The organism is Rhizobium sp. 21-4511-3d (genome assembly GCF_053522545.1).
Window position 1 is genome coordinate 123,987 of sequence record NZ_JBNWCF010000004.1, and the last position, 23,778, is coordinate 147,764.

The window sequence follows — 23,778 nt, forward strand, 5'->3', positions numbered from 1 at the left end:
ATGGCGGATACAGGCGTCGTGCTTGCCGGAGTTCGCAAGAGCTTCGGCAGCCTGGATGTGATTCATGGCATCGACCTGACGATATCGGAGGGATCCTTCGTGGTCTTCGTCGGTCCCTCCGGCTGCGGGAAGTCGACCCTGCTCCGCATGATCGCCGGGCTGGAGGATGTCACCGACGGCGAGATCGAGATCAAGGGGCGCAACGTCACCGATCTCGATCCCTCGGACCGCGGCATCGCCATGGTTTTTCAGTCCTATGCGCTCTATCCGCATATGAGTGTGCGCGAAAACCTCGCCTTCGGGCTGAAAATGGCGCGCACGCAAGCGGGTGAGATCGAGGCGCGCGTGAAGGCCGCGTCAGCGATCCTTAAGATCGACCACCTTCTCGAACGCCGCCCCGGCCAGCTATCGGGCGGCCAGCGGCAGCGCGTGGCGATCGGCCGGGCGATCGTGCGCAAGCCCGATGTTTTCCTGTTCGACGAGCCGCTATCGAACCTCGATGCCGAGCTGCGTGTCTCCATGCGCATCGAAATCGCCCGCCTGCATCGCGAGCTCGGCAACACCATGATCTACGTGACCCACGACCAGACCGAGGCGATGACGCTCGCCGACCAGATCGTCGTGCTGCGCGACGGGCGCATCGAACAATCGGGCACGCCGCGCGAAATCTACGAGCGCCCGGCCAATACCTTCGTCGCCGGCTTCATCGGCTCGCCGCGGATGAACCTGCTCGACGCCATGTGGCAGGGAGCGGGCCGGGTTTCGACTGGCGGACAGGCGGTCCAATCAGGTCTCGCCGGGAGCGCACTGGTATCGGGCGCCAGGGTGAAATTGGGGATCCGGCCTGAGCATCTGACCGTCAGCACCACCGGCACGGACGGGCTGGAGGCGACGGTCGACTTCGCCGAATATCTCGGCGGCACGCAATATCTCTATTGCCAGCTGCCCGACGGCCAGCCGGTCACCGTCGAATATCGCTCGGCGGCGGAGATCAACACCGGAGACCGGATTTTTCTCAGCGCCGCTCCCGCGGATATCCGATTGTTTGATGAAGGCGGCCTCGCTGTCGCCTGATTGGCTCCTGTATCAACAAGAGCCTATTTCGTAGGCTTTTGTTGATACTGCCCATTTTTATGGCCATCCGCTTGCCAGCATTGCTGCACTGCGTCATAAATGCTGCATGAGCCACTTCGACCTGACGATCCTTGTCATCGATGAAAACGCGATCCGCTCCTCGATCATCGAAGAGGGATTGCGGGAGGCGGGGCATATGCGCGTCACCGTCATCCATGAGGTGCAGGGCGTGGCGCGGATCATCGAGACGCTGAAACCCGATGTCATCATCATCGACATCGAGAATCCGAACCGGGACATGATGGAACATCTCTTCCAGCTGACCCGCTCGATCAGCCGCCCGATCGCCATGTTCGTCGATCGCTCCGATACGGCCTCGATCGAGGCCGCCGTGGAAGCCGGCGTCTCCGCCTATATCGTCGACGGGCTGAAGAAGGAGCGCGTCAAGCCGATCCTCGACATGGCTGTCAGCCGCTTCAATGCCTTCAGCCGCTTGCAACGGGAACTCGCCGACGCCAAATCAGCGCTGGAGGAGAGAAAGGTCATCGAGCGGGCCAAGGGCATCATGATGCGGATGCGGGGCCTTTCGGAAGAGGAAGCCTTTGCGTTGCTTCGCCAGACGGCGATGAATGAGAAAAAGAAAATGTCCGAAATCGCGCAAAGTGTCGTGACGGCTGCGGGGCTGCTGATGTGAGCCCGGCCCGCGATGCAGTAAGCGCCTGGAGGACGCTGGAGTGAACGCCTTGACCAAGATTGCCAGCGGCAGCGCCCGCATCACCTCTCCCGCCCTGTCGAATGGCGAGGGACCGAGAGTTCTGCGCGCCGGTTTCATCCCGCTTGTCGATGCATCGGTGCTGATTGCCGCCGCCGAATTCGGCTTTGCCGCCAGGGAGGGCATCGCACTCGAGCTGGTGAAGGATGTTTCATGGGCGAATGTCCGCGACCGCCTGGCTTTCCGGCAGTTCGACATTGCCCACATGCTCTCGCCGATGCCGGTTGCCGCCATGCTCGGCCTCGGCTCCAATCCATCGCCGACCATCACGCCCTTCTCGCTCGGCCGCGGCGGCAATGCGATCACGCTTTCGACCCGGCTTTTCGAACGCATGCAGCAGGTCGCGGGCACCGGGGAAACCGCGAGCGCGATGGAGAATGCCAAGGCGCTTGCCGCCGTGCTTGCCGATATGCGGGCACGCGGCGAACCGATGCCGACGCTCGGCATGACCTATCCCTTCTCCTCGCATAATTACGAGTTTCGCTACTGGCTCGCCGCCGGCGGCATCGATCCCGATCATGACGTCAAGCTCGTCGTCGTCCCGCCGCCGCTGACATCGGATGCGCTTGCCGCAGGCGCGATCGACGGCTTCTGCGTTGGCGCGCCCTGGAACATGGTCGCCTCCGAGCGCGGCGTCGGCCGCATCGTCGCCGCCAAGCAGGATATCTGGCCGTCAGCTCCCGAGAAGGTCATCGGCATGCGGCCGGATTGGGCCGCAAGCCATCCGGAAGCCGTCTCGCGGCTGATCGTTGCGCTCGATGCGGCCGCGCGCTGGTGCGACGACGCGGCAAACCATGACGCGCTCGCTGACGTCCTTGCCGATCCGCGCTACATCGCGGCGCCCGTTGAGATCATCCGCCACGTTCTTGCCGGTGAGTTCAGCCTCGACGCCAAGGGCAACCGTCGCGTGATCGAGAACTATTTCCAGTTCCACGGCCAGTTCGCCAACTATCCGCGCCCGAGCCAGGCGCTCTGGATCTACAGCCAGATGATCCGCTGGGGCCAGGCCGAGCCCAGCCTGACGCTGGCGCGCGCCGCCGCTTCCGCCTATCGGCCGGACCTCTACCGCGCCGCACTCGGCGAGGATTGCACGCCCGAGGATGCCGATGTTCGCATCGAGGGAGACCGCGATGGCGAGCGCTTCATGGACGGCCGTATCTTCGATCCGGGCGACTTCGCTGCCTACATCAACGGCTTCGAAGTGAAGAGCGCATCGATCGCCATCCGGCAGCCGGACGAGGGCTGAAGGTCTGCCGCGCTGCACAAATTGCTAGCAGCGCGGTCCGCTTCCATCTAGGCATTCGCATAAAAGATGCGCAGAATTTTAGAACGCATAAAAATTCACCTGCCATCATTTCAAGGCAGAATACCAAACGCTTTCAATCAATTGACGGCAGCGATCTGAAATTGGCACGGCCTTTGCAAGGCTAATAGCGCCCGGATCAACGGCGATCCAGGCAGATGAGCGCGCGATAAGCGCTTGCAAGAGACATCGACGTCGCAAGGTTTTTGCAGTCCGGGACCCTTCCTTCCCGAAGACGCAATCTCCGAGCGGCGTTTTTTTGTGCCCGAAATCCGGCGACCACTCGACAATAAGGGGAACTGCGCATGACCAAGATCCTCACCGGCAGCTTCAGCCGCCGCAATCTTCTAAAGACGACAGCGACGGCGGCCCTGATCGGTGCGGTCCGCTCGGCCTTCCCATCCGGCGCCTTTGCGGCGGCTGCAGCACCTGAAGTGACGGGCGCCAAGCTCGGCTTCATCGCGCTCACGGATGCCGCGCCGCTGATCGTCGCCAAGGAGAAGGGCCTCTTCGAAAAGCACGGCATGCCCGATGTCGACGTCGCCAAGCAGGCATCCTGGGGCGCCACCCGCGACAATCTCGTGCTCGGCGGCGCGGCAAACGGCATCGATGGCGCCCATATCCTCTCGCCGCTGCCCTACCTGATGCAGGCCGGCAAGGTGACGCAAAACAACCAGCCGGTGGCGATGTCGATCCTGGCGCGGCTGAACTACGACAGCCAGGGCATCTCGGTTGCCAAGGAATATGCCGAGACCGGCGTGCAGCTCGACGCTTCCAAGCTGAAGGCCGCCTTCGAGAAGAAGAAGGCTGCGGGCGGCGAAGTGAAGGTGGCGATGACCTTCCCCGGCGGCACGCACGATCTCTGGGTCCGCTACTGGCTCGCCGCGGGTGGCATCGATCCCGACAAGGACGTCTCGACCATCGTCGTCCCGCCGCCGCAGATGGTGGCGAACATGAAGGTCGGCAACATGGACGTCTTCTGTGTCGGCGAGCCCTGGAACGAGCAGCTCGTCAATCAGGGCATCGGCTTCACCGCGGCGACCACCGGCGAACTCTGGAAGGGCCACCCGGAAAAGGCGCTCGCCATGCGCACCGAGTGGATCGAGAAGAACCCGAACGCCGCCAAGGCCCTTCTGATGGCCGTGATGGAAGCCCAGCAATGGTGCGACAGCATGGACAACAAGGAAGAGATGGCGACGATCCTCGGCAAGCGCCAGTGGTTCAACGTGCCGCCAAAGGACGTGCTTGGCCGCTTGAAGGGCGACATCAACTACGGCAATGGCCGCGTCGCCCACGGCACCGATCTCTACATGAAATTCTGGGCAGGCGGCGTTTCCTACCCGTTCAAGAGCCACGACACCTGGTTCATGGCCGAGAACATCCGCTGGGGCAAGTTCGCGCCCGACACCGACATCAAGGCGCTCGTCGACAAGGTCAACCGCGAAGATATCTGGCGCCAGGCCGCCAAGGATCTCGGCGTCGCCGCCGCAGATATTCCGGCGTCTTCCTCGCGCGGCAAGGAGACCTTCTTCGACGGCAAGGTCTTCGATCCCGAGAACCCCTCGGCCTATCTCGACAGCCTTGCCATCAAGGCCGCGTCCTAGTTCCCCGCCTCCGGCGCGTGACGGGCGCGCCGGCCTTTTCTTGCCTTAAGGAGCGATCGCATGTCAGCCCTCGCAAAGAATGAACCGATTACCCCAGCGCAGCCTGCCCCCAAGACGGCGAACGTGGTGCGCCTGACCAAGGCGCCTTCGCGCCGCGTCAACGTCCGGCAGCTTGCGACAGCCGCCGCCCGCAATGTCGTGCCGCCGCTCGTCGTGCTCGCATTGATGCTTGGCGTCTGGCAGATTCTCTGTTCGTCGCCGACGGCCTCCCTGCCCTCGCCGCATCAGGTCTGGCAGGAAAGCTACGATCTGATCGCCTTCCCGTTCTTCAACTACGGCTCGCAGGATATCGGCCTCGGCTGGCGTGTGCTGATTTCACTGCAGCGGGTCGCCTACGGCTTCGGACTTGCCGCCGTCAGCGGCATCGTCATCGGCGCGATCATCGGCCAGTCGGTCTGGGCGATGCGCGGCCTAGACCCGATCTTCCAGGTGCTGCGCACCGTGCCGCCGCTTGCCTGGCTGCCGCTGTCGCTGGCTGCTTTCCAGGACAGCAATCCTTCGGCGATCTTCGTGATCTTCATCACCTCGATCTGGCCCGTCATCATCAATACCGCCGTCGGCGTGCGCAACATCCCGCAGGATTACCGCAACGTGGCAAAGGTGCTGCGGCTGAACCAGATCGAGTTCTTCTTCAAGATCATGCTGCCTTCGGCCGCCCCCTACATCTTCACCGGCATGCGCATCGGCGTCGGTCTCTCGTGGCTGGCGATCGTCGCCGCCGAGATGCTGACCGGCGGTGTCGGCATCGGCTTCTTCATCTGGGATGCGTGGAACTCGTCGCGCCTGCCCGACATCATCGTCGCCCTCGCCTATATCGGCGTCGTCGGCTTCGCCCTCGACAAGCTCGTGGCGGCAGCCGGCCGGCTGATCACCCGCGGCGCTTCGGCAAATTGAGGAGATCAGAGATGACCGCTTATTTGAAGCTCGACCATATCGACAAGCATTTCGATCGCGGCGGCGTTCGTGCCGAAGTCCTGAAGGGGATCAACCTGACGATCGCCAAGGGCGAATTCGTCTCGATCATCGGCCATTCCGGCTGCGGCAAGTCCACGCTGCTCAACCTGATCGCCGGACTGACGCCCGTCTCCTCGGGCGCCGTCCTGCTGGAAAACCGTGAGGTGAACGCGCCGGGGCCGGAACGCGCCGTCGTCTTTCAGAACCATTCGCTGCTTCCCTGGCTCTCGGTGTACGAGAACGTCAACCTCGCCGTCTCCAAGGTCTTCGGCAGCAGCAAGACGAAGGCGGAGCGCCATGACTGGGTGATGGCCAATCTGGACCTCGTGCAGATGGCTCACGCGAAGGACAAGCGCCCCGCCGAGATTTCCGGTGGCATGAAACAGCGCGTCGGCATCGCCAGAGCGCTTGCGATGGAACCGAAGATCCTCCTGCTCGACGAGCCCTTCGGCGCGCTCGATGCGCTGACTCGCGCCCATCTGCAGGATGCCGTCATGGAAATCCATGCCCGGCTCGGCAACACGATGGTGATGATCACCCACGATGTCGACGAAGCGGTGCTTCTCTCCGACCGGATCGTAATGATGACCAACGGCCCGGCGGCCAAGATCGGCGAAGTCCTCGACGTGCCGATCCCGCGTCCGCGCAACCGCATCGAGCTCGCCTCCGACCGAACCTACCTCAAATGCCGCGAGGCCGTGCTGAAGTTCCTCTACGAACGTCACCGCTTCGTCGAAGCTGCGGAGTAACACCATGTCCGAGAAACTCGTCATCATCGGCAATGGCATGGCGCCGGGGCGCATGCTGGAGCATCTCTTCGAACAGGCGCCCGGCCGCTACGCCGTCACCATCTTCAACGCCGAGCCGCGCGTCAATTACGACCGCATCATGCTCTCGCCGGTTCTCTCCGGCGAGAAGACCTACGAGCAGATCGTCATCCACGGCGACGGCTGGTACATCGACCATGGGATCACGCTCTACAAGGGCCACAAGATCGTCGCCATCGACCGCACGGCCAAGACCGTGACCTCGGATCATGGCGTCACCGAAAGCTACGACAAGCTGGTCATCGCCACCGGCTCCGTGCCCTTCATCATCCCGGTTCCCGGCAAGGACCTGCCGGGTGTCATCACCTATCGCGATCTCGACGACGTGCAGGCCATGCTGCTTGCCGCCCAGTCGCGTGAAAAGGCGGTCGTCATCGGCGGCGGCTTGCTCGGTCTCGAGGCGGCTGCCGGTCTTGCCCAGCGCGGCATGGACGTCACCGTTCTCCACGTCATGCCGACGCTGATGGAGCGCCAGCTCGATCCGGCGGCCGGTTACCTGCTGCAGAAGGCCGTCGAGGAACGCGGCATCAAGGTGATCTGCAAGGCCAATACCAAGGCGATCGTCGGCGACGGCAAGGTCGAGGGCATCGAGCTCGACAACGGCACGATCATTCCGGCGACGCTCGTGGTCATGGCGGTCGGCATCCGCCCGAATATCAATCTCGCCAAGGATGCCGGTCTCGCGGTCAACCGCGGCATCGTCGTCGATGCCGGGATGCAGACCTCGGATGGCGACATCTATTCGGTCGGCGAATGCGCCGAGGTGGGCGGCATGGTCTATGGCCTGGTCGCGCCGCTCTACGAGATGGCGCGGGTCGCCGCCTCGCATCTGGCAGGCGACAGCAAGCCTGCCTTCGTCCATTCTGATACGCCGACAAAGCTGAAGGTGACCGGCATCGAGCTCTTCTCGCTCGGCGACTTTGCCGATGGCGACGACCGCGAGGAAATCGTCCTGCGCGATGCGACCGCCGGGGTCTACAAGCGCCTCGTAATCAAGGAAAACCGGATCATCGGCACCGTGCTCTATGGCGAAACGGCCGATGGCGCCTGGTTCAACGACCTGAAGAAGAAGGCGACCGACATCTCGCAGATGCGCGACACGCTGATCTTCGGCCAAGCCTATCAGGGAGGGTCGCCGCTGGACCCTATGGCGGCCGTTGCAGCCTTGCCGGATGATGCGGAAATCTGCGGCTGCAACGGCGTCTGCAAGGGAAAGATCACATCGACGATCAGTGCCAAGGGGCTGACCTCGCTGGATGACGTGCGCGCACACACGAAGGCCTCGGCCTCCTGCGGCTCCTGCACCGGCCTCGTCGAACAGCTGATGTCGCTGACGCTCGTCGATGCCTATAACCCAGCCGCCGTCACGCCGATGTGCACCTGCACGGAGCTCGGCCATGACGACGTGCGCCGCCTGATCAAGGCAAAGAAGCTGAAGACCATTCCTGCTGTCATGCAGGAGCTGGAATGGAAGACCTCCTGCGGCTGCGCCAAGTGCCGCCCCGCCTTGAACTACTATCTGGTCGCCGACTGGCCGGATGAATATGCCGACGACTACCAGTCGCGCTTCATCAACGAGCGTGTGCACGCCAACATCCAGAAGGACGGCACCTATTCCGTCGTGCCGCGCATGTGGGGCGGCGTGACGAACGCAAACGAGCTGCGGGCCATCGCCGATGTCGTCGACAAGTTCGAGATACCGATGGTCAAGGTCACCGGCGGCCAGCGCATCGATTTGCTCGGCATCGAGAAGGAAGACCTTCCCGCCGTCTGGGCCGATCTCGGCAAGGCCGGCTTCATCTCCGGCCAGGCCTATGCCAAGGGGCTGCGCACCGTGAAGACCTGCGTCGGTTCCGACTGGTGCCGCTTCGGCACGCAGGATTCGACCGGCCTCGGCATCCGCATCGAGAAATTCATGTGGGGCTCCTGGACGCCGGCAAAGCTGAAGCTGGCGGTTTCAGGGTGTCCGCGAAACTGCGCCGAGGCGACCTGCAAGGATATCGGCGTGATCTGCGTCGACAGCGGTTTCGAGATCCATTTCGCCGGTGCTGCCGGTCTCGACATCAAGGGCACCGAAGTGCTCGGCCTTGTCAGGACAGAGGAAGAAGCGCTGGAGCATATCGTGGCGCTGACGCAGATGTATCGCGAGCAGGGCCGCTATCTCGAGCGCATCTACAAATGGGCCAAGCGCATCGGCCTCGACGAAATCCGCCGGCAGATCATGGAGGATACCGAGAAGCGCACCGGCTACTACGAGCGCTTCGTCTTCTCGCAGAAATTTGCCCAGGTCGATCCCTGGTCGGAGCGCGTCTCCGGCAAGGACAAGCACGAGTTCAAGCCGATGGCGACCGTCGGCTTCAGCGAAGCGGCGGAGTGAGGAGATGGATATGAACTGGATCTCGATCGGCGATATCTCGGACATCCCGCTGCGCGGCGCGCGCTGCGTGAAGACCCCGCAGGGAAAGATCGCCGTCTTCCGCACGGCCGAAAACGAGGTCTTCGCAATCGAAGACCACTGCCCGCACAAGGGCGGACCGCTCTCGCAGGGCATCGTTCACGGCAAGGCGGTCACCTGCCCGCTGCACAACTGGGTGATCTCGCTGGAAACCGGCAAGGCGCTTGGGGCCGATGACGGGGTGGTGCGGACGATCCCTGTGCGGAATGAGGATGGGGCGCTATTTATCGCGTTCGAGAGTTTGATGATGGCGGCCGAGTGATTGGAACGATGGTGGAGACAATACCCCCCTCTGTCCTGCCGGACATCTCCCCCACAATGGGGGAGATTGACTCGCGGCACCTGTCTCCCCAAACAATCGAAGCGGAGACGAGCGGGTCCGCCCAGCCGATCTCCCCCCTTGTGGGGGAGATGTCCGGCAGGACAGAGGGGGGTAGCGCCACGCACCACAGCATGAGGGCCAACCCCCATGCCCACTGAAACCAAAACCACCTGCCCTTATTGCGGCGTCGGCTGCGGCGTCATCGCCAAGGTCGACGACACCGGATCGGTCTCCGTCAGGGGCGACCCCGATCATCCCGCCAATTTCGGCCGCCTCTGTTCCAAGGGCTCGGCGCTCGCCGAGACCATCGATCTCGACGGCCGCCTACTCCATCCTGAAGTCAACGGCGCGCGGACCAGCTGGAACACCGCGCTCGACCTCGTCGCGACGAAATTCTCCGAAGCCATCGCCGAACACGGCCCTGATGCCGTCGCCTTCTACGTCTCCGGCCAGCTGCTGACCGAAGACTACTACGTCGCCAACAAGCTGATGAAGGGCTTTATCGGATCCGGCAATATCGACACCAATTCCCGCCTCTGCATGTCGTCCTCGGTCGCCGGCCATCGCCGCGCTTTCGGATCGGATACGGTCCCCGGCACCTATGAGGATCTCGAGCTTGCCGATCTCGTCATCCTGACGGGCTCGAACCTTGCCTGGTGCCATCCCGTTCTCTACCAGCGGCTCGCCGCCGCCAAGGCGGCCCGGCCCGGCATGAAAATCGTCGTCATAGATCCGCGCCGGACGATGACATCGGACATAGCCGATCTGCATCTGGCGATCCGTCCGGATGGCGATGTGGCGCTGTTTACCGGCCTGCTCGCGCATCTGGCGACCAGCCCGGCGATCGATCAGAACTACATCGGCGCCTATACGGCGGGCTTTGCCGAGGCCTTTGCCTCCGCGGCGGCTCTCAGCTGGGATGAACTCCTGGAGCGTACCGGCCTTCCCGCCATGCAGCTGCGCGAATTCTTCCGGCTGTTCGAGACGACGGAGAAGACCGTCACCTGCTACAGCCAAGGCGTCAATCAGTCGGTATCGGGCACCGACAAGGTCAATGCCATCCTGAACTGCCATCTGGCGACCGGGCGGATCGGCCGTCCCGGCATGGGGCCGTTCTCGCTGACCGGTCAGCCGAACGCCATGGGCGGGCGCGAAGTCGGCGGACTGGCCAATATGCTGGCCGCGCATATGGCGATCGAGAACGCTGGGGATCGCGACCGCGTGCAGCGTTTCTGGTCTTCGCCCGCCATTGCCGCCAAGCCCGGCCTGAAGGCGGTCGATATGTTCAGGGCTGTCGCCGAAGGCCGCATCAAGGCGCTCTGGATCATGGCGACCAATCCCGTTGTTTCCATGCCGGATGCCGATGCCGTCGAAGCTGCGATCGCCGCTTGCCCCTTCGTCGTCGTATCCGATATCGTTGGGAACACGGACACCACGCGCCATGCCGCCGTCCTCCTCCCCTCGCTCGGATGGGGCGAGAAGGATGGTACGGTGACCAATTCCGAGCGCCGCATCTCGCGCCAACGCCCCTTCCTGCCGGCTCCCGACGAAGCGCGTGCCGACTGGTGGCAGCTTGCCGAAGTCGCACGGCGCATGGGCCATGAGGCGGCGTTCGGTTTTGCCGATCCGGCAGCGATCTTTGCCGAGCATGCCGCCCTCTCCGCCTTCGAAAATGAGGGCAGCCGCGATTTCGATATCGGCGCCTATGCCGGCATCGACGACGCAGCCTATCGGGCGCTGCACCCTTTCCAATGGCCAGCGTCTTTGGCCGAGACTCCCACTCCCCCCGGCGGCAAACGCTTCTTCGCCGATGGCGGCTTCTTCCATCCCGACCGGCGCGCCCGCTTCATTGCCGTCAACCCTCCGGAAACGGACAGGACGAGCGCGGACTATCCGCTAACACTGAACACCGGCCGCATCCGCGACCAGTGGCACACGATGACGCGCACCGGAAAGAGCGCCCGCCTTTCCGCCCATATCGCCGAACCCTTCGCCGAAATCCATCCGCGGGACGCCATCGAGCTCGGTATCCGCGGCGCCGGTCTGGTCGAGATCGAGAGCCCGCATGGCACGGCGGTCGTCCGCTCGCTGATCAGCGAGCGCCAGGCACGCGGCAGTGTCTTCGTTCCCATGCATTGGAACGGCCAGTTCTCGGCTCGCGCCCGCATCGATGCGGCCGTGGCACCCGTTGTCGATCCCGTCTCCGGCCAGCCTGCCTCGAAAAACGTCGCCGTCAGGGCACGACCGCTCAAGGCAGAGCACTACGGCTTTGCCATTTCCGCCGCGAGGCCCGAGGACCTTGATTGCGACTATTGGGCTCTCGCCAAGGCAGAAAGCGGATGGCGGCTGGAATTCGCGGCCTGCGCTGAGATAGCCGACTGGGCGAACTGGTGCCGCAAGCATCTCGGCATTCCTGCCGGTGTCGAGCCGCTCGGCTATTGCGACGGGGCGACCGGCGAAACGCGGCTTGCCTTCTTTGACGGCACGCGGCTGCTCGCCGCCCTCTTCGTCGCTCCCGAACCGGTCGCCGTTGCCCGGGCCTGGGCCGTGCAGCAGCTGACCGCCTCGCACGGCGATCTGCGCAAGCGCTTCGCGATCGCGGCCGGGCGGCCGGGAGCGGACCAGCCGGATCCCGGCGCCACCGTCTGCTCGTGCTTCGGCGTCGGCGTCAACCAGATCACCGGCGCGATCCGCAATGGCTGCCATTCGGTCGAGGCAATCGGCAAGGCGCTCAATGCCGGCACCAATTGCGGTTCCTGCCGCGCCGAAATCCGCACCATCATCGACGGGTGCCTTGCTGCAGCCGCCGAGTAGCGGGCGGGCAATCACCGATCAGAAACTGTAGTTCCGTCTGCCCTCGCGAAGTGCTAAACCATGCGCATATAGGCGTATGATTTCGCTTTCTTTTTGCATTCCACGGGAGGATGGCGAGCGGATGGAAATTGCGGCCCCGAAGATCCAGCTGAATTACGGCGCCGAGCCGGGCATTCGCTTTGCGGTGCTACTCGACGGCAAGGGCGGCTGTCGCGAGATCGGTGCCTCCGGTCTGCGCGACTGGAAGCCTGCCGATGGCATTCTCTGGGTTCACCTGGAACGCGATCACGTTGCCGCGGCCGCCTGGGTTGCCGAGCGTGGCGGCCTAGATCCGCTGGTGACGGATGCCCTGCTGGAAGACGAATCCCGCCCGCGTGTCGAGCCTGTCGACGACGGTTTGCTGATCATCCTGCGCGGCGTCTGCGCGGCACCACCCGAAGAGGCCGAAGACGCGCCCGTCGATCTCGATCTCGTGCCGCTGCATGCCTGGGTCGATGAAAACCGCGTCGTCACGCTGCGCGACAGCGGGCACTATATCACGGCGCTGCGCGACATCCGACAGGCGCTGGAGAAGGGCAAGGGGCCCAAACGCACCGGCGAGCTTCTGGCACTCGTCAGCGACAAGCTTGTCAGAGACTTGGAGCCTGTTCTTGACCAGATGGACGAGGAAGTCGATGAGCTCGACGAGTTGATCTTTCACGGCGAAGCCGCCGAAGTGCGCGAGCGTCTCAAGCTGCTGCGCCGCCGCGCTGTTCAGCTGCGGCGCTACCTCGCTCCGCAGCGTGACGCGCTGAACCGTATCGAGCACGACGATGCGCCCTGGCTTGCCGAGCGCGACAAGCTCCGGATGCGCGAGGTCATCGACAAGCTGATGCGCTTCATCGAATATCTCGACGCGATCCGCGACCGCACCGGCATCCTGCATGACGACCTTTCGACCGTGATCAGCGAGCGCATCGCCCGCAATTCCAACAGGCTTGCCGCACTTGCGGCGCTGCTCCTGCCGCCGAGCGTGGTGGCTGGCCTCTTTGGCATGAATGTCGGCGGCATTCCAGGGGTCAACGACACCTGGGCCTTCATCATTATCGTCGCTTTCGTGGCGGCGACTTCGGTGGCGACGCTCTACGTGCTGAAGCGCATCAACTGGCTTTGAGTGCCGGCGCGGAACCGGTGGGTGACGGACAGCGTTCTGTCCCAATTCCGCTCAGGGGGATTGAGATCATGCGTCGTCAAGCACGTCTTATTGCAGTTCTTGCCGGTCTCTGTGCCGCCGCTCCGGCCGCCGCCGACGAGGCGGGTTTCCTGCAGCCGCTCAGCGGCAGCTGGACAGGCACCGGCAAGGTGCTCAGAAAGATCGGCAGCTCGCCGATCAATGTTTCCTGCAAATTCAATATAGATGCACCAGGTGCCTCGATCTCGATGCGAGGCAATTGCCGGGGCCTTCTGGTGGTCAACCGGGCGATCTCCGCTGACCTCTCGGCGCGCGGCACGCGCTATTCCGGCAATTATACCGGCCCGTCCGGCTCGCCGTCGCAGCTCTCGGGCAGCCGCCAGGGCGATGTGATCAATCTGGCTGTCCGTTGGGCGCGGCTCGTCAACGGCGACCGCAATGCCAACATGACGATCCGCAAGCGCGGCAACAGCCAGCTGCTGATCCAGACGATCGACAAGGATCCGGCGTCGGGCAAGTCGGTGACCACAAGCGAGATCAGCCTGCGCCGGCAGTGACGGTTCAGGCCGTGCGGCGCTTCTTCTGCTGCTCGGCGCGCGTTGCCGAGAGAGCCCGTGCCTGATGGCGCTGGACGAGCGCCGTCTGCACCGTCGCCTGGAAATCGAGAACGCGATCGCGCACGGCGTCTTCCGACAGGCCGCACTGGCCAAGCTCGTCCGCCAGACGGCGGCATTCGGCCTTCCAGAATGTCACGGCTGCCTCGCCATGCAGGTTATCGAGCGTCTCGGCACAGCGATCGACATCGCCCGCCTTGGTCACGTCACGCACGATCAAAAGTTCGCTGTTCTTGAGAGCGGCCAGAAGCGCCGCAGGAGAGGCATCCATCGAATCATCCCGTTTTGTCAGCACAATCGTTAGACCGGCGATGGTTAACGACTGCTTGCGCACAGGAAGACAGCGATTTCGATCGCCGGATTGACGGCGGCAAAATGCGCTTCCATTGTCGCGCTTCGCTCATGAAATGATTTGCAAGCCCGGAAAGATCATGAAGTTAGACGCCATCGACCTCAGAATTCTCGATGCGATTCAGCGGGATGGCCGCATTACCAAACTTGCTTTGGCAGAAAAGGCCGGCCTTTCGCCGACGCCCTGCTGGATGCGGCTGCGCAAGCTCGAGAAGGCAGGGATCGTCACCGGCTATCACGCACGCATCGCGCTGCGCAAAATCGCCCCGGTCGCCAGCGTCATGGTCGAGGTCACGCTGGCCAACCACCGGCAGAGCGATTTCGAGCGCTTCGAGCGGGCGATCGCCGGTATCCCCGAAATCGTCGGCTGCTGGTCCGTCGGCGGCGGGGTCGATTACTTCCTGCGGATCGCCGCCCCCGATATCGATGCCTACCAGCGGCTGATCGACGGGCTGCTCGACCGCGAGCTCGGGATCGAGCGCTATTTCACCTATATCGTCACCAAGACGGTCAAGGACGAGACCGTGCTGCCGGTCGCCGCTCTGGTACAGCCGGGCGAAACCTCGAACGACGCATAGAGAGATCATGCGGCCCGGCCCTCAGCCTTAGACAATCTCTCTGTTTGAAGCGCCCTCAAAGGACAAAATCTCGCCTCCTCCCATGAAAGACTTCGGTGTCGCTAACGAGGAGACAAGACATGACTGCGGTTTTTGCCCGCCCCGATTTTCATCAGGCGCTTTCACGCCTCAAGGACAGGCATCTGCTGCGCGACCTCGCCTATTGCGATGGCCGCTGGACGTCCGCTGCCGACAACAAGAGCTTCGAGGTCACCGACCCGGCAAGCGGCGCGACCGTCGCCTGGGTCGCAAGCCTCGGCGCCACTGAGACCACCGCCGCCATCGATGCCGCCTCACGGGCGCTCCCCGCCTGGCGCGGACTGCTGCCGCAGGAGCGTGCCCGCATTCTCAGAAAATGGTACGATCTGATGCTCGCCGCCAAGGACGATCTGGCGCTGATCATGACGCTCGAGCAGGGCAAGCCGCTCGCCGAGTCTCTCGGAGAGATCGACTATGCCGCATCCTTCATCGAATGGTATGCCGAGGAAGGCAAACGGCTGAATGCCGAGAATGTCACGAGCCATCTTCCGGGCGCCGAAATGATCGTGCGCCGCGAGGCGCTCGGCGTCATCGCGATCGTCACCCCCTGGAATTTCCCCTCTGCCATGGTCACCCGCAAGGCGGCCGCGGCACTTGCAGCGGGCTGCGCCGTCGTCGCCCACCCCTCCTCCGAAACGCCGCTCTCGGCACTAGCTCTCGTCGAACTCGGCGAACGCGCCGGTATTCCCGCCGGCGTCTTCAACGTCGTTACCGGCGATGCAGCAACCATCGTCGGGCGCCTCTGCGAGGACGACCGGGTGCGTGCCGTCAGCTTCACCGGCTCGACCGGCATCGGCCGGCTGATTGCGGCACAATGCGCGCCGACGATGAAGCGACTGGTGATGGAACTCGGCGGCCATGCACCGCTGATCATCTTCGAGGACGCCGATATCGAGCAGGCCGTGAAGATCGCCATCGATGCCAAGTTCGCGACGTCGGGGCAGGATTGCCTCGCCGCCAACCGGATCTTCGTGCATCGCTCGGTCGCCCCGCGTTTCGAACAGGCTTTCGCATCGCGCATCCGCCAGCTGAAGGTCGGTGACGGCTTTTCGGCGGATGCGGAGATCGGTCCCCTCATGCATGAGCGGGCCGTCGCCAAGGTAGAGGAACAGGTCGAGGACGCCCTGAAGCGTGGCGCCAAGCTCATCACCGGCGGCAAGCGCCACAAGGCCGGCAAACTGTTCTACGAGCCGACCCTGCTTTCGAACATACCGGCCGACGCGCTGATCATGCACGAGGAAACCTTCGGCCCGGTCGCCGGCATCACGGTCTTCGATACCGAAGAGGAAGTCGTCGCCAAGGCGAACGATACCGAATACGGCCTCGTCGCCTATGTCGTGACCGCCAATGGCGCACGCCAGATGCGGCTCGGCCGGGCGCTGGAATACGGCATGGTCGCCATCAACCGTGTGAAGATCACAGGCGGACCGATCCCCTTCGGCGGCTGGAAGCAATCCGGCATCGGCCGCGAGGGCTCGCGCCACGGCATCGAGGCCTTCACCGAGCTCAAATATCTCTGCATCGACACTGCCGCGTAAGCGGCCCTCCCAATCCAGACATCAAGGACATCAGCCATGCTCAACAGAAGCAACGAACTCAACGCCTGGGACCGTGACCACTTCTTCCACCCCTCGACGCATATGGGCATGCATGCCCGCGGCGAGACGCCGACGCGCGTCATTTCCTCGGGTGAAGGCGCCTACATCACCGATACCAACGGCCGCACCAGCCTGGATGCGTTTGCCGGTCTCTATTGCGTCAATGTCGGATACGGCCGACAGAAGATCGCCGATGCGATCGCCAACCAGGCGAAGAACCTCGCCTATTACCACGCCTATGTCGGCCACGGCACGGAAGCGTCGATCACGCTGTCGAAGATGATCATCGACCGGGCGCCTGAAGGCATGAGCCGCGTCTATTTCGGCCTGTCGGGTTCGGATGCCAACGAGACCAACATCAAGCTGATCTGGTACTACAACAACATCCTTGGCCGCCCGGAGAAGAAGAAGATCATCTCGCGCTGGCGCGGTTATCACGGCTCCGGCGTCATGACCGGCTCGCTGACCGGGCTCGAGCTCTTCCACAAGGCCTTCGACCTGCCGCGCGCTCCCGTCCTGCACACCGAGGCACCCTATTACTTCCGCCGCCCCGACCGCTCGATGGATGAGGAGCAGTTCTCGCAATATTGCGCCGACAAGCTTGAAGAGATGATCCTGGCCGAAGGCCCGGATACGGTTGCCGCCTTCATCGGCGAGCCGATCCTCGGCACTGGTGGCATCGTGCCGCCGCCGAAGGGCTACTGGCAGAAGATCCAGGCGGTTCTCGACAAGTATGACGTGATGCTCGTCGCCGACGAAGTCGTCACCGGCTTCGGCCGCCTCGGCACCATGTTCGGCTCCGATCATTACGGCATGAAGCCCGGCCTCATCACCATCGCCAAGGGCCTGACCTCGGCCTACGCCCCGCTCTCCGGCACCATCGTTTCCGACAAGGTCTGGCAGGTGCTGGTCCAGGGTTCCGACCAGATGGGCGCGATCGGCCACGGCTGGACCTATGCGGCGCACCCGATCTGCGCGGCGGCCGGCATCGCCAATCTCGAACTGATCGACGAGCTCGATCTCGTGAAGAATGCCGGCGAGACCGGCGCTTACTTCCGCAGCGAACTCGCCAAGGCCGTCGGCTCTCACAAGCATGTCGGCGAAGTGCGCGGCGACGGCCTGATGGCGGCGATCGAATTCGTCGAGGACAAGGACGACCGCAAATTCTTCGACGTCTCCCGCAAGGTCGGCCCGCAGATTGCCGCCGCCCTTCTCGAGCGCGGCGTCATTGGCCGCGCTATGCCGCAGGGCGACATCCTGGGCTTCGCACCGCCGCTCTGCCTGACCCGCGAGGAGGCCGATATCGTCGTCAAGGCGGCAGCAGGCGCCATCGATACGGTCTTCAAGTCTCTCTGAGCTTGGCGAAGCCCGCGACGTGCGGGCTCCCCTGCGAGAGCGCGGAACCAACTGCGCTCTCGAAAGTTGCTTATTCAGAAGGGAGCACGAAGATGCTGACACTTGAAGAAGCAATGCTGGTTTCTGCAGATCGCGTCGAGCACTGCCGCGGCGAAGTGGAACTTGACGCCGTCGATCTGATCGATCGTTTTGAAGCCGCCGGCTTTTCGCGCAAGGAAGTGCTGGTGGCGCTGACCGAGATCCTCACCGAGGAATTTTCCAACCTCCCCGACCTGCCGCGTTTCCATTGAGGGACTGGCCGGACAGTTCGTCAGGCGGTAGAACGTCCTGATGGACAGCCGCTTTCTCATCACCGGCCCCGAAGATGCCGGAACCACCATTCTACTCGCCCACGGCGCGGGCGCGCCGATGGATTCCAAGTCGATGAACGCTGCCGCGGCAGCACTCGCCGATGCCGGTTTCCGCGTCGTCCGTTTCGAATTCGGGTACATGGCGGCGCGCCGCACCTCGGATCAGCGCAAGCCCCCGCCGAAGGCAGAGACACTGCAGCCGGAATATCGCGATGCCGTTGCGGCGCTCGGAGCCAAGGGCAAACTGGTGATCGGCGGCAAGTCGATGGGCGGGCGGGTTGCCAGCATGGTGGCCGACGAGCTTCATGCCGCCGGCAAGATCGCCGGTCTCCTCTGCCTAGGCTATCCCTTCCATCCGCCAGAAAAACCGGCGCAGCTGCGCACCGCGCATCTGGAAAACCTGCAGACCCCGGCGCTGATCGTCCAGGGCACCCGCGATCCTTTCGGCACCCGGCCGGAGGTCGAGGGTTACACACTTTCCAAGGCGATCCGCATACTCTGGCTGGAAGATGGCGACCACGATCTGGTGCCGCGCAAGACGCTCTCAGGCTTCTCGGCCGCCGATCATCTGCAGACGCTGGGCCGCGAAGCCTCCGCTTGGGCGGCGAACCTGAAATAACTGCGGAAAAAGAAAAAGGCGCTCGACCCAGAGGGGAGCGCCTTTTCTTTATTGCCCGGACGGCGAAAGCTCAGCGGACCAGAGGTCAGCCGCGCAGGCCATCGATACGGGTGGTGAGCGCTAGATAGCGTCACGGTTTTGGAATTTCAAGAGGGTCTATTCGACTTTGCGCGGATTCTTCGCAATGCATAGAGCTGTTGCCCAAAGGACACCCGCCTCCCGGTAAAGCAGGGAGGCGGGCGTACTAGGAAGCCGGTACGCAATACTTCAACCGGCTGTGTGGCCACGGCCGGAGAATGCCTTGAAATATCAAGGATTCAAGCGAATGCTGATATGGTGGTTACGGGGTAAGCTTAACGAGGCCCGGGAGATGCCTTCGCCAAGCGCCTTATGAGATTTGGCGCGATATGACATGGTCTGTTTGACTCACGCGGCGTAAGTCAAAACGGCGGCAGCAATAACGATCATTGTTACGCTTACCAGACCTATCAGACCGTAATTTGGTGCAGCGTTCATGCTGTCCCTCCTGTTTGATAGTGGGACAGATTTTCCATCAACGTGTGCCACCTGGTAAAGAACGCAAAACGAGTATCGCATTTCTTGGTATAGGCCAGGTTAATGCAAGAAAGCCCGCATGTTAGAGCGGGCCTTTATCACCGTTTCGAAGCTTTTTACTGCGCGCAATCGGGCGCCATCGTGCCGGCAGCATCGCCACTATTGTTTTGCTGTCCGGCGCACGGGATAGACGGGGGAATGGCCCGGTTGACGCCACCCGGATTGATGGTCCGGCCACCCTTGTTGAGATCGACGGTACCGGGGTTAATGGTGCTGTTGGTGATGCCGGGATCAGTTGCGGTTCGACCGGTCGTGCCGCCGCCGATATTGGGGCTGATCGACTGGTGCGAGCCGGTCATGCCACTGCCGGATGCACCGCCCGGGGGGCTGACCGTCGTCTGGGCAAGCGCCGCGGATGCCATTGAGGCGGCGATGAGCGATGCAGTGATGAGCGATTTCAACATCTTGAAAACTCCTCTGATGTCATCTGGCTAACCGGCGACCACGAGGATTGTTCGTTCACAAGGCAGTGAGCCCACCTCAGAGCTCCAGATGCAGGGCGCCGCCTTCGGCCGGAACTGCGCTGCAGATCAGCGCTTCGCCCGCTTCGACGGGATAGCTCGGCTCGGTGATATAGCTGACGTCTCCCTTGACGATCCGCGTTTTGCAATCGCCGCAATTGCCAGCGCGGCAGCCATAGGCGGGCGTCAGCCCGCGCGCTTCGGCAAATTCCAGCAGCGATCCGTCACCCGGCTTCCAGCGCGCTTCCTTGGCCGACTGTGTGAAGATCACCCGCGACGGCTCGGTGGCCGCCGGTTTTGAGGGCGCTGCTGCTGCAGCGGCCGGTTTGGCATCACGCTTCAGCGCCGAGGGACCGAAGGCTTCCGCATGGATACGCTCTTCCGCAACGTTCAACCCACGCAAACCATCGTGCACCGACTGCATGAAGGCCGCCGGGCCGCAGAGATAGAAATCATAATCGCCGAACGGCAGATGTGCCTTCAACAGATCCATATCGATCCGGCCCGCAGCGTCATAGCTGCCCTCGTCGCCGGCGGCGGGAGTGCTCAGCACCCGGATATCATGGACGGTACCCTGGCTGCGCTCGACCAACTCGGCGATCTCGCGATCGAAGGCGCGTTCGGCGCGCGTCCGCGACGAGCGGAACAGCCAAATCGGGCGGCGGTGGCGCGTGCGGTCGCCTTCGTGAACGACGTGACGCAGCATCGACAGAAGCGGCGTGATGCCGATGCCGGCGGCCAGCAGCACGGCCGGCCGCTTGCGCTCCATGGCCTCGATCGTGAAGGCGCCGCCGGGCGCCATCGCCTCGATCTCGCCGCCCGGCTGCAGTGCGTGAAGCCGCTGCGATGCCCGGCCCTCGCGCTTGACGCTCAGCCGGTAATAACCGTCTGATGGCGCGCTTGAGATCGTATAGCTGCGGCGCAGCGCCTCGTCGCCATCGGTGATCTTCACCGGCAGATGCTGACCGGCCAGATGAGGGATCAAGGCGTCGCCATCGACGGGCGCCAGATAGAGCGAGCGGATCGTCTCGCTCTCGTCGACCGCCTTCTCGACGCGGAATGTCCGCCATGCCCTGGCCTTGGCCGCCGCCTTCAGACGGCGGTCGGCCTCGACCCAGCTGCCGGTCATCAGGCTGCTCGGCGAGAAGCCGTTTTCGGCGAAGGTCCAGCGCAGCGGCAAGGCATCCGGCCGCAGCACGACCTTCTGCGGCTTGACGCGCCACAGCCGTTCCGCCCCCTCGAAGGCGGCAATCTCCGACGAATCGAGAATGACCTCGACGCTGCCCGTCAGTTGCAGCACGGTACCGGTCTCGTGATCGACGAAGACAAGCCCGGCGCGCGGGTTGACGATGAAGTTGCCGAGCGTGCTGAAGAACAGGTTGCCGTTGAAATCAGGCACGGTAAGGCTGCCATCGGCCTCGATGCGGACGAAGCCCGGCTTGCCGCCGCGATGCGAGACGTCGACCTGCCGCCCTTCATCGGGACGATCGGCATAGGAGGCGACGAAGAATGTGTCGGCCTCTTCGATGATCTTGCGCGCTGCCGCATCCAGCCCGTCCGAGGCGATTGCCGTCGAGGAAGACGGTGCGGCCGGATCGCGGACGAACTCGAAATAGCGGTTCTGGATGTAGCGCGGGCAGTTGCCGAAGCTCTGGGCGACGCCGACATCGAAGCGGTCGTCGCTGCTGCGGCTGACCGTGCCGTTCAGACGGTTGCGGCGGCGGGTGATGAGGTCCACGCCGACAAGGCCGATCGGATCGCCGTCTTCCATGCCGCGCTCTGCCGGATCGCTTGCGTCGCGGCCGGCTTCGACGGTCAGCGTCAGCGGATCGGGCGAATGCATGAAACCCGGCTTTCCGGCGCGGATCGTCGCCCAGGGCCAACCATCGGGATCGACACTGCCGATCGCGATGAAGGGCAGCAGCGGGTAGAACTCGCGATGCTGATCGAGCAGGAAGGTGCGCAGCACCCGGCGGCCGACAGGTTCCATCTGTTCGGCGACGCCAACGCTCCGCTGCAACTCGATTTCGCCCTCATGCCAGGGCGAAGCTGGTTTTTCGACGCCATCAAGCATTGGTGCCTCCTGTGAGAAAAGCGGCCGGACAATTCCGGCCGCAGCCTGCAATCAGGCAGCAAGACCGGCTGCGGTCTTGCGGAACTCGACGAAGCCCGGCAGTGCTTCGATCCGTGCGAGCCAGTTGCGCACTTCCTGGTAGGGCGTCAGATCGACATTCCCTTCCGGTGCGTTGACGATGTAGCTGTAGAGAGCGATGTCAGCGATGGTCGGCCGGTCGCCGATGATGAAGCGGTGTTTTTCGAGCTCGGCATCAATCAGCGTCAGGATGCGATGCGCACGGGCGATCACTTCTTCAGGACGGAAGTTCGCGCCGAACACCGTAATCAGACGGGCCGCGGCCGGGCCGTAGGCAATCTCGCCTGCCGCCACGGCAAGCCACTTCTGCACCTTGGCAACCGAAGGCAGGTCATCCGGCAGCCAGTCCTTGCGGCCGAGCTTTTTGGCGACATAGACGAGGATCGCAGTGGAGTCGTTGACGATCACGCCATCGTCGTCGAGCACCGGCACCTGGCCGAACGGATTGATCTTCAGGTATTCCGGCGATTTGTGCTCGCCATTGGGGATATCGACTTCGATCAGCTCCGCCTTGACGCCGAGGAGCGAGAGAAAGAGCACGGCGCGGTGCGCATGGCCGGAGAGCGGGAAATGATAGAGCTTCATGGCGGGGTTCCTTTTGCAGCGGGTTGAAGCGGTTGGCCCTGATGACCTGCGAAGAAACCTAGTGATTTCCGATTTCCTGTAGTAGATAGTGATTTCGATAATCATCCTCTCATTTTCCGGAAGGCAAAATGGATCGTCTCGATGCGATGAGCGTGCTTCTGGCGGTGGTGGAAAACGGCAGCCTCTCCGCAGCCTCGCGCGCCCTGCACTCGCCGCTGCCAACAGTCAGCCGCAAGATCTCCGAGCTCGAGACACATCTCGGCATCCGGTTGATCAGGCGCACCAATCGCCGGATTTCGCTGACGGAAGCAGGCGAAGGCTATGTGAGCGCGGCGCGCGAGATCCTGGGCCGCGTCGAGGAGGCGGAGCGGCGCGCCTCGGGCGAGTATCTCTCCCCCAAGGGCGATCTGACGATGACGGCGCCGATCGTTTTCGGGCGGCTGCATGTGCTGCCCGTGATCACCGACTTCCTGAAGGCATTCCCTGACATCAACATGCGGCTGACGATGAGCGACCGGCCGGTCAGCCTGGCGGACGAGCATATCGATGTGGCGCTGCGCATCCGCACTCTCTCGGAAAACAACCTGATCGCCACCCGGCTCGGCAGTATCCGCCGGACGATCTATGCTAGCCCCGATTACCTCCGGCGGCAGGGCCGCCCGGCGCATCCGCGCGAGCTTGCCGACCACGCCTGCGTTTCCTTCGAGGGCATCTTTTCCGCGCAGTTCTGGACCCTGCGGGAAAACGATCAGGAGATCGCCGCGCCGATCCACCCGCGGCTGTCGGTCAACACGGCGGAAGCCGCCGTCGATGCTGCGGTGGCGGGCCTCGGGATTACCCGGGTCCTCTCCTACCAGGCAAAACGCGCCGTCGAAGGCGGCTTGCTGGTGCCGCTGCTGGAAGAGTTCGAGCAGCCGCCCTCGCCCGTCCATCTCGTGCATCTGTCGCAGGGCGTATTGCCGCTGAAGCTCAGGGTATTCCTGGATTTCGCCGCGCCGCGGCTGCGTGCCGTCCTGCGCTGACGGCAGAAAACGCCGTTCACCTTGGCGCCGTCACGGTCTATAC

The 23,778-nt window shown here is 63.4% G+C and carries 21 protein-coding genes; 17 read left to right on the forward strand and 4 right to left on the reverse strand.

Annotated features, from left to right (window positions below):
• The 11 genes from ACQZ5H_RS11375 to ACQZ5H_RS11425 all read left to right on the forward strand — a co-directional run bounded on the left by ACQZ5H_RS11375 (position 1) and on the right by ACQZ5H_RS11425 (position 13,913).
• Positions 1-1,074, forward strand: a complete 1,074-nt coding sequence (locus tag ACQZ5H_RS11375) for an ABC transporter ATP-binding protein (RefSeq protein ID WP_449097745.1) — start codon at positions 1-3, stop codon at positions 1,072-1,074.
• A 106-nt stretch (positions 1,075-1,180) separates the two neighbouring features.
• Entirely contained in the window at positions 1,181-1,768 is a 588-nt protein-coding gene (locus tag ACQZ5H_RS11380; RefSeq protein ID WP_112717670.1) for an ANTAR domain-containing response regulator, read from the forward strand.
• A 49-nt stretch (positions 1,769-1,817) separates the two neighbouring features.
• Complete coding sequence (locus ACQZ5H_RS11385) at positions 1,818-3,092, forward strand: CmpA/NrtA family ABC transporter substrate-binding protein (RefSeq protein ID WP_449097746.1); 1,275 nt, start codon at positions 1,818-1,820, stop codon at positions 3,090-3,092.
• A 362-nt stretch (positions 3,093-3,454) separates the two neighbouring features.
• Positions 3,455-4,753 carry a CmpA/NrtA family ABC transporter substrate-binding protein gene (locus tag ACQZ5H_RS11390; RefSeq protein WP_112717666.1) on the forward strand — a complete coding sequence of 433 codons (1,299 nt, stop codon included), beginning with the start codon at positions 3,455-3,457 and terminating at the stop codon, positions 4,751-4,753.
• A gap of 60 nt (positions 4,754-4,813) precedes the next feature.
• Positions 4,814-5,707, forward strand: a complete 894-nt coding sequence (ntrB, locus tag ACQZ5H_RS11395; protein ID WP_449097747.1) for a nitrate ABC transporter permease — start codon at positions 4,814-4,816, stop codon at positions 5,705-5,707.
• A gap of 11 nt (positions 5,708-5,718) precedes the next feature.
• On the forward strand, positions 5,719-6,516 hold the full coding sequence (locus tag ACQZ5H_RS11400; RefSeq protein ID WP_449097748.1) for an ABC transporter ATP-binding protein: 798 nt from the start codon (positions 5,719-5,721) through the stop codon (positions 6,514-6,516).
• A 4-nt stretch (positions 6,517-6,520) separates the two neighbouring features.
• Entirely contained in the window at positions 6,521-8,971 is a 2,451-nt protein-coding gene (gene nirB / locus ACQZ5H_RS11405) for a nitrite reductase large subunit NirB (protein WP_449097749.1), read from the forward strand.
• Positions 8,972-8,975: 4 nt separating this feature from the next.
• Positions 8,976-9,311 (forward strand): nitrite reductase small subunit NirD, encoded by a 336-nt coding sequence (gene nirD, locus ACQZ5H_RS11410; RefSeq protein WP_112717658.1) that lies wholly within the window; start codon positions 8,976-8,978, stop codon positions 9,309-9,311.
• A gap of 207 nt (positions 9,312-9,518) precedes the next feature.
• A complete protein-coding gene (locus ACQZ5H_RS11415) occupies positions 9,519-12,185 on the forward strand; it encodes a nitrate reductase (protein WP_449097750.1) in 2,667 nt (888 codons plus the stop codon).
• 121 nt (positions 12,186-12,306) lie between these two features.
• Complete coding sequence (locus tag ACQZ5H_RS11420) at positions 12,307-13,338, forward strand: CorA family divalent cation transporter (RefSeq protein ID WP_112717652.1); 1,032 nt, start codon at positions 12,307-12,309, stop codon at positions 13,336-13,338.
• A 68-nt stretch (positions 13,339-13,406) separates the two neighbouring features.
• The gene (locus ACQZ5H_RS11425) at positions 13,407-13,913 is read left to right on the forward strand and encodes a hypothetical protein (RefSeq protein WP_112717650.1); all 507 of its coding nucleotides are present in this window, start codon (positions 13,407-13,409) and stop codon (positions 13,911-13,913) included.
• A 4-nt stretch (positions 13,914-13,917) separates the two neighbouring features.
• Here the strand turns inward: ACQZ5H_RS11425 and ACQZ5H_RS11430 are convergent, their stop codons facing one another.
• Entirely contained in the window at positions 13,918-14,241 is a 324-nt protein-coding gene (locus ACQZ5H_RS11430; protein WP_354541143.1) for a DUF6074 family protein, read from the reverse strand.
• A 160-nt stretch (positions 14,242-14,401) separates the two neighbouring features.
• Here ACQZ5H_RS11430 and ACQZ5H_RS11435 point away from each other — a divergent pair, with 160 nt between their 5' ends.
• From ACQZ5H_RS11435 to ACQZ5H_RS11455, 5 genes are all read left to right on the forward strand, one after another.
• On the forward strand, positions 14,402-14,899 hold the full coding sequence (locus ACQZ5H_RS11435) for an Lrp/AsnC family transcriptional regulator (protein WP_112717883.1): 498 nt from the start codon (positions 14,402-14,404) through the stop codon (positions 14,897-14,899).
• A gap of 119 nt (positions 14,900-15,018) precedes the next feature.
• Entirely contained in the window at positions 15,019-16,515 is a 1,497-nt protein-coding gene (locus tag ACQZ5H_RS11440; RefSeq protein ID WP_449097751.1) for an NAD-dependent succinate-semialdehyde dehydrogenase, read from the forward strand.
• A 36-nt stretch (positions 16,516-16,551) separates the two neighbouring features.
• Complete coding sequence (locus tag ACQZ5H_RS11445) at positions 16,552-17,931, forward strand: aminotransferase (protein ID WP_449097752.1); 1,380 nt, start codon at positions 16,552-16,554, stop codon at positions 17,929-17,931.
• A 92-nt stretch (positions 17,932-18,023) separates the two neighbouring features.
• Positions 18,024-18,221, forward strand: coding sequence for a hypothetical protein (locus ACQZ5H_RS11450; RefSeq protein ID WP_112717644.1), 198 nt, complete (start codon positions 18,024-18,026; stop codon positions 18,219-18,221).
• Positions 18,222-18,261: 40 nt separating this feature from the next.
• Complete coding sequence (locus ACQZ5H_RS11455; protein WP_449097753.1) at positions 18,262-18,900, forward strand: alpha/beta hydrolase family protein; 639 nt, start codon at positions 18,262-18,264, stop codon at positions 18,898-18,900.
• A gap of 671 nt (positions 18,901-19,571) precedes the next feature.
• Here the strand turns inward: ACQZ5H_RS11455 and ACQZ5H_RS11460 are convergent.
• From ACQZ5H_RS11460 to ACQZ5H_RS11470, 3 genes are all read right to left on the reverse strand, one after another.
• On the reverse strand, positions 19,572-19,919 hold the full coding sequence (locus ACQZ5H_RS11460) for a hypothetical protein (protein ID WP_449097754.1): 348 nt from the start codon (positions 19,917-19,919) through the stop codon (positions 19,572-19,574).
• 76 nt (positions 19,920-19,995) lie between these two features.
• Entirely contained in the window at positions 19,996-22,050 is a 2,055-nt protein-coding gene (locus ACQZ5H_RS11465; RefSeq protein WP_449097755.1) for a pyridoxamine 5'-phosphate oxidase family protein, read from the reverse strand.
• A gap of 51 nt (positions 22,051-22,101) precedes the next feature.
• Complete coding sequence (locus tag ACQZ5H_RS11470) at positions 22,102-22,713, reverse strand: glutathione S-transferase family protein (RefSeq protein WP_112717636.1); 612 nt, start codon at positions 22,711-22,713, stop codon at positions 22,102-22,104.
• Positions 22,714-22,841: 128 nt separating this feature from the next.
• On the opposite strand from ACQZ5H_RS11470, the gene ACQZ5H_RS11475 reads away from it, so the two are divergent.
• Positions 22,842-23,735: a LysR family transcriptional regulator gene (locus tag ACQZ5H_RS11475; RefSeq protein WP_449097756.1), complete on the forward strand. Its 894-nt coding sequence runs from the start codon at positions 22,842-22,844 to the stop codon at positions 23,733-23,735.
• The last annotated feature ends 43 nt before the right edge of the window (positions 23,736-23,778 follow it).